The following is a 12,279-nucleotide window of genomic DNA, read 5'->3' as shown; positions in this document are numbered from 1 at the left end:
CCCCCGGGACGGACCTATGGAAAACACGTCGACCATCAAAGCCGAGGTGCGCACACCTCGCGGCAAGGGAGGGGCACGGGAGCTCCGCCGAAAGGGCCGGCTGCCGGCCATCATCTACGGCAAGGACTTCGAACCCGTCGCCATCGACATCGATCTCGATTTCAGCCGTCGCGAAATCCGGCGACCAGGCTTTCGAACCAGGCTGTACGACATCGATCTGAACCGGGACTCCGCGATCCGGGTGCTGCCGCAGGCTGTCGCCTACCATCCGGTCACCGATGATCCGGTCCACTTGGATTTCCTGCGTGTCGGACCGGACACCCGGGTCACCGTCGAAGTCCCGGTTGCGTTCCTCAATCAGGAGGTCTGCCCTGGCCTCAAGCGCGGCGGCGTGCTCAACATCGTCAGACGCACCATCAACGTGAACTGCCCGGCCAGCCTGATCCCGGAAGCAATCGAATTCGACGTCGCGGAACTGGAAATCGGTGACAGCCTCCATATCAGCCACACCGAGCTGGATCCCGCCGTGCAGCCCACCATCGGGGATCGGGATTTCACGGTTGCGAGCATCGTCGCACCTTCCGCGCTGGTCTCCGCCGCAACTGCTGAAGAGGAAGAAGAAGAAGTAGAGGAAGGGGAGGAGCTCGAGGAGACTCCCGAACTGGAAGAAGCACCAACGGAAGAGTAGCCACCCGGTCGCGAGGCCGATCTCGTGGACCAGGTTTTCGTCGGGCTCGGCAACCCGGGAGCAACGCACGCACGCCAGCGACACAACGCCGGCTTCATGGCGCTTTCCTCGATCGCCGCCGAACACCGTTTTGGGCGTACGAGGCAGCGATTTCGTGGCGCCATCCGTTCAGGCCGGATTGACGGCACCTCCGTCTTGGCGCTGTGTCCCCTTACCTGGATGAACCGCTCGGGCGAGTCCGTGAGTTTGGCCTGCCGGTTCTACAAGGTACCTCCGGCGCGGGTAACGGTGTTCTACGACGACCTTGATCTCGCGGCCGGAAAAGTCCGGGTTCGCCACGGCGGCGGCAGTGGCGGCCACCGGGGCATTGACAGCATCGATCGCTGTCTCGGACGCGACTATCGAAGGGTCCGGATCGGGATCGGCCGTCCGCCCCATGACGAACCGGCGGAGCGGTATGTCCTCAGGGATTTTGGTCGGGCCGAACTTGACTGGCTGCAACCGCTGCTGGCCGCGATGGCAACCTCGGCGCCGCTGCTGGTCAGCGGCGAAGACGATCGCTTTATGAATCGTGTGGTGCTGGATGCACCGCCGCCCGCGGCGGGGGGAGACTGAGGCACCCGCCATGGGATTCCGGTGCGGCATTGTGGGGCTGCCCAATGTCGGAAAGTCCACTCTGTTCAATGCCTTAAGCGGAGCGGCCGCCGCGGAGGCAGCCAACTACCCCTTCTGCACCATCGAGCCAAATGTTGGTCGCGTACCGGTTCCCGATTCACGCCTTGATCGGCTGGCCGCCATTTCCGGATCCGCTGTCCGCACCCCTGCCGTGATCGACTTCGTGGACATCGCCGGCCTGGTGAAAGGCGCCAGCCAAGGCGAGGGCCTCGGCAACCGATTTCTCGCGCGCATCCGGGAAGTTGATGCGATCGTCCACGTGCTGCGTTGCTTCGACGACGACCGCGTCACTCACGTGACCGGGCGACCGGACCCCGTGGCAGACGCAGAAGTCGTGGAAACGGAACTCCTGCTTGCCGATCTCGGAACTCTGGAAAGAACCCAGGATCGCTTGATCAAATCGGCTCGGAGCGGCGACCGAAGTAGCCGGCAGCGGCTTGAGATCGTGGAACGCAGCATCCAGCAGCTGGGAGACGGTCAGCCAGCACGAGAGCTGGCCGACGAGAGCAATGCGGCGTTGTTTCGGGAGCTGGGCCTGCTGACGAACAAGCCAGTGTTGTTCGTTGCCAACGTCGCCGAGTCAGATGTTCACCACGGCAACGCGCTGACGCAGGCTGCGGCAGCCCACGCCGCCACGCACGATGCGGACCTGCTGCTGGTGTCGGCGCAATTGGAAGCCGAACTCATTGAGCTCGAAGCTGCGGAAGACCGCGAGGCATTCCTTGGCAGCGTCGGGCTCTCCGAGTCGGGGCTCCTTCGGGTGGCGCGCGCGGGCTACGCGCTACTGGGATTGATCACGTTCTTCACTGCCAACCCGAAAGAGACGCGTGCCTGGACGATCAGTGCCGGGACGGCGGCCGGGAGCGCGGCCGGCGTGGTCCACAGTGACTTCGAGCGCGGGTTTATCGCCGCGGAGACAGCAGCCTTCGACACGTTTGTGGAAGCAGGTGGCGAGCAAGGGGCCCGCGCGTCAGGCCAACTCCGCAGCGAGGGCCGCGATTACGTTGTCCGCGACGGCGACGTCATCCTGTTTCGCTTCAACCTATAGCGAAACGCATCTGCATGAAACGTGCTTCCAGGCGGACGGCACCCGGCTGCTCCGCGGCGACGGAACTACGAAAGTGGTTCCAGCTCCTCGGCCTGCAGTTCCTCATCGGGAAGAGGTCGAAGCAGATCTTGCAATTCTTCCCTAGGTGTCTCGGGATCCAGCCAGGTATCAAAATCGGCCCGCGTGACGATCGCCGGCATGCGGTCGTGCACCCGGCCCACGAGGCCGTTCGACGCCGTCGTCACGATCACGCATCCGGTAGCCGGACCACCCTCACTGGCCGAGCGCAACGGCTGATAGATCCCGGCAAACGCCAGGTAACCGTCGTCAGCCGCCCTGAACTTCCACGCGATCTGGGCGCCTTCCTCCGGCATCCCCCATTCGTAGAAGGCGTCCGCCGCAATCAAGCAACGGCGGCGCTGGAAGGATTCCCTGAATGACGGGTTCCGGGCCACGTTCTCGGCCCGCGCGTTCACGACCAAACCAGACGATTCGGAACGTTCCGACGAAAGGCCCCAGAACAGTATCGCCGCGCGAATCTGGCCCTCGGCACTTCGTCCGCCGGCAAGCACCTCCGTTCCCGGGGCAATGTGGGCGTTTGGTTCAGGCACGGACCCGTTCGGGTCCCCGAAAAGGTCGCGCCGGGCGCCAGCGGGATCGGTCAGGCTGTATCGGCCACACATGGGATTAGACATAATTGAACTCCGCGGATGGGTCAACGAAATCGGTGCGGCCCACGACGCCTGAACGTGTGTGGGCAGCAGGGGGTGCCGGTTGGCGCGGCCTAGCGGCACCAAGCGCCTGTCCGCCCGTCGCCGCTAGCAATCCTCGTACGCTTGAATCAGACTAAACATAGCCGCAACTGAGAATTCGCCCGATGGTGGACGCTTGACGGCTCACGTCAATTCGATGTCACCACTGACCACCTTGTCGTCCACGGAAAGGCGCGTGGCGGCGCTACAGGCGCTCCACCCTCAATTGCGAAACCGGCATAGCCCGACTCGGCTTCTGAGTTGCATCGCTCAAGGTACGCCGGAAATCCACCGATGTACGGCATGAACACGCGGGGACGGCCTGGAATGTTCGCGCCGATGTACCAGGAACTGCAGCTCGACCGCAGGGATTCACTGGCAACGTCGTTGACGTGGCCGACCCAGTCATCCTCGTTTGCCGCCAAGGGCTCAATGGTCCGAGAACCGGCCTCTTCCATTCGAAGCAGGCAGTGTGTGATCCAGTCCACGTGCTGCTCGATGGCAGGCATCATGTTGGCCAAGACCGACGGGCTTCCTGGCCCCGTGACCGTGAAGAAGTTCGGGAATCCGGCGGATGTCAGGCCGAGGTAAGTTCTGGGACCCGCCTTCCACTTCTCTTTCAATGTCATGCCGTTTCGACCAGTAATACGTATGCGGTCGAGCGATCCTGTCATCGCCGCGAATCCGGTGGCGCACACGATGGCGTCGAAGTCGTAGCGCCGGTCAGCGACCACTAAGCCGGTTTCGGTGAAACACCGGATCGGCGTCTCGGACACGTCGACCAGATTCACGTGCGGCAAATTGAAGGTCTCGTAGTAGCCGGTATCGACGCACAGGCGCTTGCAGCCGAATACGTTGCTGGGCGACAGCAACCGGGCAACCACCGGATCCTTGACCACCGAACGGATCTTGCCGCGAACAAATTCCGCGGCGCTGTCGTTCGATTCCTGGTTCAGCAGAAGGTCGGAAAACGCGCCCAGAAATCCAAGTCCGCCCCGACGCCAGTAGTCCTCGTAGTGCCGGTCGCGGGCAACAGGCGGCACCTCCAGAGCCGAGCGTTTGTCATATTGAAACAGGAAGGCCGGCATACGGGTGCGGGCCAGGGCACGGAAGTCGGGATAGCTCGCCTTGACCCTGCGCTCATAGTCTCGGTTCATCGGCGTGTTTCGTGCCGGAACCGCGTAGTTTGGCGTGCGCTGAAAGACGACCACCGACTCGGCGTCCCGGGCAATGACCGGAATGGACTGGATGGCGGAAGAGCCCGTCCCGATCACACCGACGCGGAGACCAGAAAAGTCAAAGCCCCGGTGCGGCCATTGCCCGGTGTGCAGGATCGGCACCTGGCAGTCGTCCATCCCTTCGAAGGCCGGCAAGTTGGCGGCGGACAGACAGCCCACCGCCGAAACGAGGAACCGCCCGGTTACCCGGTCTCCTCGGTTCGTCTCAACCGTCCATCGATGCGTTTGCTCGTCAAAACTCGCCGTCGTCACACGGGTTCGAAACCGGATATCCCTCCGCAAATCGAAGCGATCCGCGACGTGCCGGGCGTACTCGAGAATCTCTGGCTGCGACGCGTACTTTTCCGACCAGCTCCAGTCCTGCTCCAGGTCCTCCGAAAACGAGTACGAGTACTGCATGCTCTCCACGTCGCATCGCGCACCCGGATAGCGGTTCCAGTACCACGTGCCACCTACATCGTCCGCGACCTCATAGGCTCGTGCCGACATTCCGACGCCGCGCAGGCGATGCAACATGTACATGCCGCCGAACCCGCCGCCGATGACGACCACGTCGAACTCGACGTCGGTCTCCGGAGGACGATCGTCGTCCGCCCGCGAGCTCATGCCGCGTCCGACCCCCGGCCGCTCCGCTTCCTGCCAATGTCTCCCTCGGTCTCGAAGAAAAGCCCGAGAACCCGTTCGTACACATCCGCAAGTGCCCGCAGATCCTCGATCAGAATGTGCTCATTCACCTGGTGCATCGTCTTCCCTACCCCGCCGAACTCGACCACCGGGCAAACCGACTGAATGAACCGAGCGTCGGACGTGCCGCCGCTCGTCGAAGCCTCCGGCTGTCGCCCCGTCACATCCGCCACGGCTCGCGAAATCACTTCCGTCAACCGGCCGGGCTCGGTAAGGAACGCCGGCCCGCTCCAGTCCAGTTCCAGCAGGTAGGTTCCGGCCGCCGCGCGATCGAGCCGCTCACGCAGCCACCTTTCCAACGACTCGGGCGAGTGCGCCGGACTGTACCGCACGTTAAAGCACGCCGTGGCACTATCTGGTATGACATTGGTGACTGGATTCCCGACATCCACCGACGTAACTTCCACGTTGGACGGCTGGAAATGGTCGGTCCCGTTGTCCGGCGCCTCCGCCAGGAGCGACGAAAGCAATGCAACCAGGCGAGGGATTGGGTTGTCAGCGAGTTCCGGATATGCGACGTGCCCTTGCGTGCCTTCAACCACCAGATTGGCGTTGACACTGCCGCGACGGCCAATTTTCATCATGTCGCCCAGTCGCTGTGGGTTGGTCGGTTCGCCCACGAGACACGCATCGATATGCTCATCGTGCCGCTGCATCCAATCCAGGACCCGAACTGTGCCGTTTCGTGCGTCTTTTTCTTCGTCACCCGTGATCAAAAGGCTGATTGAGCCGTACGCGTGCGAACCGCGCAGGAACCTCGAGCACGCTGCCACAAATGCGGCGATGCTGCCCTTCATGTCCGAGGCGCCGCGCCCGTGCAGGATTCCGTTCCGGGTGATGCCTGCGAACGGATCGTTGTCCCACGATCCTATGGCGCCGGGCGGCACAACGTCCGTATGGCCGGCGAAGCAGAAATTGGGTCGGCCTGCGCCGATGCGGGCGTACAGGTTCTCGACCAGCGCATCTGGACCCTGGCTATCGGGATCTCCGAAGGAAAGCCGCTTGCACGAGAACCCGAGACCCGCGAGAGCTTCCTCCAGAACGCCGAGGGCGCCGGCGTCGGTAGGCGTGACACTGGGGCAGCGGATCAGCGCCTGGGCGAGTTCCAGCGGATCGGCCAGACGGCCGTATGGACTTGAGGCGTCTGTATTCATGTGTCTGCGGTCATAAGGGCAAACGCGTACACGAGTGCAACCTCGTCAAGGCGTGCGAACCGGCCTGCTGACCCTCCGTGACCGGCCTCGAGATTGGTCCACAAGAGGACCGGCGCGGCCGAAGTCGTATGTTCTCGAAGCTTTGCTATCCACTTGGCTGGTTCCCAATAGCCGACGCGCGGGTCCGTTAGACCAGCGGTCGCAAGCACGGCCGGATACCGACGTTCCGACACATTGGAGTAGGGACAGTACGAACCGATTCGAACCCGGGCCGCCTCATCGCGGATCGGGTCGCCCCATTCCGACCACTCCGGCGGAGTCAATGGAAGCGTAGCGTCCAGCATGGTGTTTAGCACGTCGACGAACGGCACCTCCGCGATCACGCATCCGAACAAGTCGGATTCCCTGTTTAGCGACGCCCCCACCAACAGGCCTCCTGCGCTGCCGCCATGCGCAACGATCCGCCCACGAGCCGTGTACCCCTCCTGTACCAATGCCCGTCCCGCCGCAACGAAATCAGTGAAGCTGTTCTCCTTGTGCTCCAGCTTGCCATCCAGGTACCAGCCGTAGCCCAGTTCCGTGCCGCCGCGAACATGCGCGATCGCGTAGACGAACCCCCGGTCGAGCAGGCTGAAGCGGGTGTGGGCGAACGAGGCCGGCGTGGCGTGACCGTAGGCACCGTAGCCGTAGAGAAGGAGCGGCGTGCGGCCATCCAGCACCAAGTCTCGCCGATGCACCAGCGAGATTGGCACCTCCGCGCCGTCGTCACTCTGCGCCGTCAGTCGCCTGGTAACGTATTGATCCGCGTTATGTCCGCCGGGAATTTCCTGCTCCTTTCGGAGCACGGCCGTTCGCTCACGCAGATCGAAATCAAATGTTCTGCTTGGCGTCGTGAGGGAACTGTAGACGTAGCGAACCGCCCGACCCTCGTACTCCATTCCGGGTACAAGCTGTAGATTGAAGGCTTCTTCCCCTCCTGCATCGATCGTGTATTCCACGTCGTCGTGCAGATTGCGGACCACGATCCGGGGCAATCCGGCGACGCGTTCCAACCGGACTAGCCAGTCCGCGAACACCTGCATATCGAGTATGTAGACACCGGCACGATGTGGCACCAGTTCGTGCGCCTCCGTGCGGTCCCCGTTCATGGGGACCTGAACTATCTTGAAATCCTCCGCCCCGTCGTCGTTCGTAAGCATGAGCAGTTGGTCGTCGTGGTCCGACGCCGTATAGCGCACGCCCTCTCGCCGAGGCCAGACCGGCACGGGTTCCGAAGCCGGCTGAGACGCGTCGATCAAGTACGTCTCGGAAGAATCGGCATGCTCATGGCAATCGATGCGGATGAAGCGCCCGCTTTCGGTCCGACTGACGGAGACAAACACCTGCGGTGACGGGCTGGTGAATACCGTTTCATCCGAATCGGGGGAGTCGCCCAGCCGGTGTCGGCGCACCTGCCACGGCCGATGCTGATCATCCAAGACCGTGTAGAACAGCTGCCGGGAATCGAGCGACCACGCCAGATCTCCCTGGGTCTCCGGCAATCGGTCGGCGAGTTCCGCTCGGCTAGAAAGCGCAAGGAACCGCACTTCGTACTTTTCCGAGCCCTTGCGGTCGGCTGCATAGGCCAGCGTTCCGTGGTCGGGTGAGTGGCGCGCGCCGCCGATCCTGAAGAAGCTGACTTGGGCCGCCTCTCGGTTCCCGTCCAGCAAGACTTCCTCGGTCGTACCGTCCGCGGGAACCCGGCAGAGAATCGGGTATTCGCCGCCCTCTTCAAATCGCTGGTAATAGGCGTACGCCCCGTCCGGGACCGGAACGTCGGCATCCCTGCCCGGGATCCGCGCGCGAAGTTCGCGCGCCAGGTCATCCTTTAGCGTGGCGACTGGCCGAAGCGCCGTCTCCGTCCGCCGGTTCTCCCGCTCAAGGTGGGAACGAATCCCGGGCTCCAATGCCGCCGGGTCGCGCAGGACAGCTGGCCAGTCCGCGCATCGAAGCCAAGCGTGCGGGTCAGCCGATTGGGTCACAGCGGGCCACCGTCCATGCAACTGTTCTTGATCACGACCGGCTCAATGTGCGCCGCCACCCGACCGTCAGCGTGGCACACTCGCCGACGTCAGAGGATTTCGAGCACCGACTCCGGTGGACGGCCGACCCTGGCGCGGCCGCCGTGCAGCACGATCGGCCGCTCGATGAGGATCGGATCCGCCGCCATGGCAGCGATCAGGGCGGTGTCGTCGAGATTGGGATCAGAGAGATTGCGCTCGCGATAGACAGATTCCCGCTGGCGTATGAGGTCACGCGGTGCGATCCCGAGTCGGCGAAGAATTTCGGTGAGCGTCAGGGCATCAGGCGGTGTCTTCAGGTATTCCACGATCTCGGGCTCGATCCCGTGCTCACGAAGCAGCGCGAGCGTCGCGCGGGACTTGCTACACTTGGGATTGTGGTAAATCACCGTGTCCATCCTCAGTGCTCCGCAACTTGTTTGAGGGTGATGGCTGCGGTCTTGTATCACTCTGCACGCCTGCGGGGAATGGCACTTGCTGGTCCCGGCGGACGCTTCGACTCCTGGCAGATTGCCAAGTGAGCCGGTCTTTGGCCCGGCGGTACCCGTGAACCGCGTTCCGCTCACCAATTATGCCCTCCCGGACGCGACGTGCGCCGAACGCCAGGACCTGTCCGACGCCTCCGACGTCAGCGCCGACCTGACGGCATGGTGCGATCACTCGGGCGGGCAAGCGAAGCACCGGCAAGCGGCCCGGCTCGCGCTCTCACGGCTGGAAGAACGATACCGGGACGGGGGACTGCCGTTCCTTACGGCCCTGGACACCGGGCCCCCTTCCCGCGCCTATCTCGACGTCGCGCGGCGGTTCGCCCGCGACGCCGAACTCGTGGTCCTGGTTGGCTGCGGGGGATCCATGCACGCTGGCAAGGCATTTGCCCTAGCGACGGGTGGGGACAGTTCCATCCGACCTTCGATCGCGTTTGCCGGCAGCATCAACCCGGACGAATGCGCGAATCTTCGGGAGAAACTGAACCGCTTCGGCCAGGAACGAGTCTGCTGCGTCTTCATCAGCAAGTCTGGCTGCACCACCGAAACGCTCGCCCATTTCGCAATACTCCTCGACTGGTACGGCGAGGCGCTGGCTTCCGAGGCGATCAGTCAGCGAACGGTGTGCCTGACTCAAGCTCGATCATCGCCCCTCCGGACCCTCGCCGAAGTACGCGGGGTCCCCGTACTGGATGTGCCTGCCGACGTGGGCGGCCGGTTCGCCGCGTTCACGATCACCGGGCTCCTGCCAGCGGCCATCGGCCAAGACGGATCGGAGAGCGGCAAGGCGGATGTCCTGGCTGGCGGAAGAGCCGTCTTGGCCCGCGCATTTCCGAGAGAGGGTCTTAGTTCGGCCGCCCGATCCGCGGCGGCGATGGCCGCCTTCCATGAGCGTCACGGGACGGCCTCGCTGGTCACGCTCGCCTACGAATCGGCGATGGAGCCGCTGCAATCGTGGTACCGGCAACTGGTGGCCGAAAGCTTGGGGAAAGACAACCAGGGCTTTACCCCCGTGACCGCGTACGGCACCGACGATGAGCACAGCCAGTTGCAGCTTTGGCTGGATGGACCGCCTGGGCAAATGTTTACGTTGCTGCGCGCCCCGGCCGCGCTCGACATCCGCATTCCAGCGGAACCAGTCGGGTATCCCGGCTGGTTTCCCCACCGGCTTGAATCCCTATGGAACGCGCATGCGGATGCGACTGCCGCGAGCCTGTCTGCTTCCGGCCGCCCCGTGCGTACCTTTACGTTCGCGCACCGGAGCCAGGTGGCTTACGGTGCCCTGATGGCGCACCTCATGATCGAAACCGTCCTCCTCGCCGACATCCTCGGAATCGATCCCTTCGGTCAGCCTGCGGTGGAGGGCACCAAGGAGCGCGTCATCGATATCCTGACGCAGGTCCAGCACTAATGCCGATCCGCCGGCTCCCTGAAGGAACGGTCAATCGAATTGCCGCAGGCGAAGTCGTCGAGCGCCCTGCGTCCGTCGTAAAGGAACTGATCGAAAACGCGCTCGATGCCGGTGCCGCGGCGATCTCCGTTGGCATTGCGAGCGGCGGAAAAACAGAGATAACCGTTACCGACGACGGTCATGGAATGGATGCTGTCGACCTGGCGCTGGCGGTGGAGCGGCACGCAACCTCAAAACTCCCCGACGACGATCTGTTCGCCATCGAGACCCTGGGTTTCCGTGGTGAAGCGCTTCCCTCGATCGGCTCCGTCAGCCGGCTGACCGTGATGTCACGAGCCGATGGCGCCGAGGATGCTTGCGAGATCACGGTAGACGCCGGATCGACTGGCCCCGTGACGCCGGCCGCCATCTCGCGGGGTACCCGAGTCACGGTTGCCGACCTCTTCCGCGCCACTCCTGCGCGGCTCAAGTTCCTGAAGTCCGACCGTGCGGAAGCGATGGCGGTATCCCAAACCATCCGCGAACTCGCGATGGCTCACCCGCGCACTGCCTTCAAGCTCCAGATTGACGGCCACACCCGACTCGATCTCCGCGTGCCCGCGGGGTCCGACGGTGCCCGCGATAACCGGCTGCGCGCGGTCATGGGTGACGCGTTCGCAGACAATGCCGTTGACGTCAACTACGAGCGGGGAACCACCCGCGTCTCCGGTCTGGCATCACTGCCGACCGTCAACCGGGCCAACACGCGCGCGCAATACCTGTTCGTGAACGGTCGGGTGGTGCGGGACCGCGTCCTCTACGGCGCCATCCGTGGCGCCTACCAAGGTGTGATCGCGCATGACCGCCAGCCCATGGTCGCGCTCTACATCGACGTGGCGATGCGGGATGTGGACATCAACGTCCATCCCGCCAAGACAGAAGTCAGATTCCGCGACCCGCAAACCGTCCGGAGTGCCATCGTGGCAGGTGTCCGTATGGCGCTACGCGAGGAGGGACCGCGACCCTCCACTACCATGACGGACCAGACGCTCAGGCGGGCACGGGCCGCGCCGTGGCTGCATTTCGACCGCCCCACCGAAGCACCGCAGGCGTCCCGCCTCCCGGCCGCGCCGCCGGTTCCTGACGCCGCGTCCCTGCCGCACCCGGCGGGGAAGACGGAAGGCGTCCGGGTCGAACCAGCTTCAAGCGCCTGGCCCGCCAGATCCGGGACCGACGCGCCCTTGGCCTCCGTCCCCGAGCCACCGTTGGGTCGCGCCCGCACACAACTCCATGGCTTGTTCATCGTGTCCGAGACGACCGACGGGCTCATCCTGGTCGACCAGCACGCCGCCCATGAGCGGATCGTCCTTGAAAGCATCAAGGCCTCCCTCGACAAGGGTGAACCGCAAAGCCAGATGCTGCTGACACCTGAGGTGGTGCGGCTCGAGCCAGCGGCGGCGGAAATCCTGAGCCACCGTGCCGAGGAGCTGCAATCGCTGGGCCTTGTGCTGACGGCCAGCGGTGACGAGGCCATTGCGGTGCACGCGACCCCGACGATCCTCGGAAACGTGGCCGTCGCCGACCTCCTGCAGGACCTGGCCGACGAACTGCTCGAGCACGGCTCGGCCGGCACGCTTCGCGACCGGATCGAGCAGGTGTGCTCAACGATGGCGTGTCACGGTTCGGTCCGGGCCGGTCGAGTCCTCACCGTCGCGGAAATGGATGCACTCCTGCGCGACATGGAGAAAACCCCGAATGCTGGGCAGTGCAACCACGGCCGGCCGACGTTTGTGGAACTAAAGCGGGTGGATCTCGAGCGCCTGTTCGGGCGGCATTGACACGTCGCGCCTCGACCTCACGCCTGCGCCGCCCCGTCCGCACGCCGCCGGTGAAAAAGCTCCACCGTATTGTGCAGGAGGTAGGCGACGGTCATCGGCCCCACTCCCCCGGGCACGGGGGTGATCGCGCCAGCCACGTGCTGCGCCTCGTCAAAGGCAACATCGCCGACCAGCCGGCTGGCGCCAGCACGCTCAATCCGATTGATCCCGACGTCGATCACGGTGGCGCCGGGCTTGATCCAGTCTCCTCGCACCATTTCCGGGCGG

At 64.1% G+C, this 12,279-nt stretch carries 11 protein-coding genes; 5 read left to right on the top strand and 6 right to left on the bottom strand.

Features of this window, described 5'->3' with window-relative positions:
* Window positions 1–16: 16 nt before the first annotated feature.
* The 3 genes from OXH60_13390 to ychF are packed head-to-tail and all read left to right on the top strand — an operon-like array spanning window position 17 to window position 2,411.
* A complete protein-coding gene (locus OXH60_13390) occupies window positions 17–688 on the top strand; it encodes a 50S ribosomal protein L25/general stress protein Ctc (protein MDE0713112.1) in 672 nt (223 codons plus the stop codon).
* Between the two features lie 24 nt (window positions 689–712).
* The gene (gene pth, locus OXH60_13385) at window positions 713–1,303 is read left to right on the top strand and encodes an aminoacyl-tRNA hydrolase (GenBank protein MDE0713111.1); all 591 of its coding nucleotides are present in this window, start codon (window positions 713–715) and stop codon (window positions 1,301–1,303) included.
* Window positions 1,304–1,313: 10 nt separating this feature from the next.
* Complete coding sequence (ychF, locus tag OXH60_13380; GenBank protein ID MDE0713110.1) at window positions 1,314–2,411, top strand: redox-regulated ATPase YchF; 1,098 nt, start codon at window positions 1,314–1,316, stop codon at window positions 2,409–2,411.
* A gap of 65 nt (window positions 2,412–2,476) precedes the next feature.
* On the opposite strand, the gene OXH60_13375 is transcribed toward ychF, so the two are convergent.
* The 5 genes from OXH60_13375 to arsC form a co-directional block, all read right to left on the bottom strand.
* Window positions 2,477–3,106 carry an SOS response-associated peptidase gene (locus OXH60_13375; GenBank protein MDE0713109.1) on the bottom strand — a complete coding sequence of 210 codons (630 nt, stop codon included), beginning with the start codon at window positions 3,104–3,106 and terminating at the stop codon, window positions 2,477–2,479.
* A gap of 206 nt (window positions 3,107–3,312) precedes the next feature.
* Window positions 3,313–5,007 (bottom strand): NAD(P)/FAD-dependent oxidoreductase, encoded by a 1,695-nt coding sequence (locus OXH60_13370; protein ID MDE0713108.1) that lies wholly within the window; start codon window positions 5,005–5,007, stop codon window positions 3,313–3,315.
* Window positions 5,004–6,239 carry a succinyl-diaminopimelate desuccinylase gene (dapE, locus tag OXH60_13365; protein MDE0713107.1) on the bottom strand — a complete coding sequence of 412 codons (1,236 nt, stop codon included), beginning with the start codon at window positions 6,237–6,239 and terminating at the stop codon, window positions 5,004–5,006. The genes OXH60_13370 and dapE overlap by 4 nt, the downstream gene beginning before the upstream one ends.
* Complete coding sequence (locus tag OXH60_13360; GenBank protein MDE0713106.1) at window positions 6,236–8,260, bottom strand: S9 family peptidase; 2,025 nt, start codon at window positions 8,258–8,260, stop codon at window positions 6,236–6,238. Before OXH60_13360 ends, dapE begins: the two co-directional genes overlap by 4 nt.
* A gap of 89 nt (window positions 8,261–8,349) precedes the next feature.
* Entirely contained in the window at window positions 8,350–8,697 is a 348-nt protein-coding gene (arsC, locus tag OXH60_13355; GenBank protein ID MDE0713105.1) for an arsenate reductase (glutaredoxin), read from the bottom strand.
* Window positions 8,698–8,845: 148 nt separating this feature from the next.
* Between arsC and OXH60_13350 the strand changes: the two genes are divergently transcribed.
* Both OXH60_13350 and mutL read left to right on the top strand, forming a co-directional pair.
* The gene (locus tag OXH60_13350) at window positions 8,846–10,195 is read left to right on the top strand and encodes a hypothetical protein (GenBank protein ID MDE0713104.1); all 1,350 of its coding nucleotides are present in this window, start codon (window positions 8,846–8,848) and stop codon (window positions 10,193–10,195) included.
* The gene (gene mutL / locus OXH60_13345; GenBank protein MDE0713103.1) at window positions 10,195–12,012 is read left to right on the top strand and encodes a DNA mismatch repair endonuclease MutL; all 1,818 of its coding nucleotides are present in this window, start codon (window positions 10,195–10,197) and stop codon (window positions 12,010–12,012) included. The genes OXH60_13350 and mutL overlap by 1 nt, the downstream gene beginning before the upstream one ends.
* Before the next feature lie 17 nt (window positions 12,013–12,029).
* Here mutL and OXH60_13340 read toward each other — a convergent pair.
* Window positions 12,030–12,279 (bottom strand): bifunctional methylenetetrahydrofolate dehydrogenase/methenyltetrahydrofolate cyclohydrolase (locus tag OXH60_13340; GenBank protein ID MDE0713102.1); only part of this gene is annotated, 250 nt, incomplete at its 5' end.

It is taken from the genome of Rhodospirillales bacterium, assembly GCA_028824295.1.
In the GTDB taxonomy this organism is placed as follows: domain Bacteria; phylum Pseudomonadota; class Alphaproteobacteria; order TMED109; family TMED109; genus VXPW01.
The sequence above is the reverse complement of the archived record's forward strand: the minus strand, read 5'-3'. Positions and strand labels throughout refer to the sequence as shown.

What these genes read in the sequence shown, in the direction of transcription:
- OXH60_13370 (MDE0713108.1), bottom strand. Translation starts at nt 5,007, where the DNA reads ATGAGCTCGCGGGCGGACGACGATCGTCCTCCGGAGACCGACGTCGAG.
- dapE (MDE0713107.1), bottom strand. Translation starts at nt 6,239, where the DNA reads ATGAATACAGACGCCTCAAGTCCATACGGCCGTCTGGCCGATCCGCTG.
- ychF (MDE0713110.1), top strand. Translation starts at nt 1,314, where the DNA reads ATGGGATTCCGGTGCGGCATTGTGGGGCTGCCCAATGTCGGAAAGTCC.
- mutL (MDE0713103.1), top strand. Translation starts at nt 10,195, where the DNA reads ATGCCGATCCGCCGGCTCCCTGAAGGAACGGTCAATCGAATTGCCGCA.
- OXH60_13375 (MDE0713109.1), bottom strand. Translation starts at nt 3,106, where the DNA reads ATGTCTAATCCCATGTGTGGCCGATACAGCCTGACCGATCCCGCTGGC.
- arsC (MDE0713105.1), bottom strand. Translation starts at nt 8,697, where the DNA reads ATGGACACGGTGATTTACCACAATCCCAAGTGTAGCAAGTCCCGCGCG.
- OXH60_13390 (MDE0713112.1), top strand. Translation starts at nt 17, where the DNA reads ATGGAAAACACGTCGACCATCAAAGCCGAGGTGCGCACACCTCGCGGC.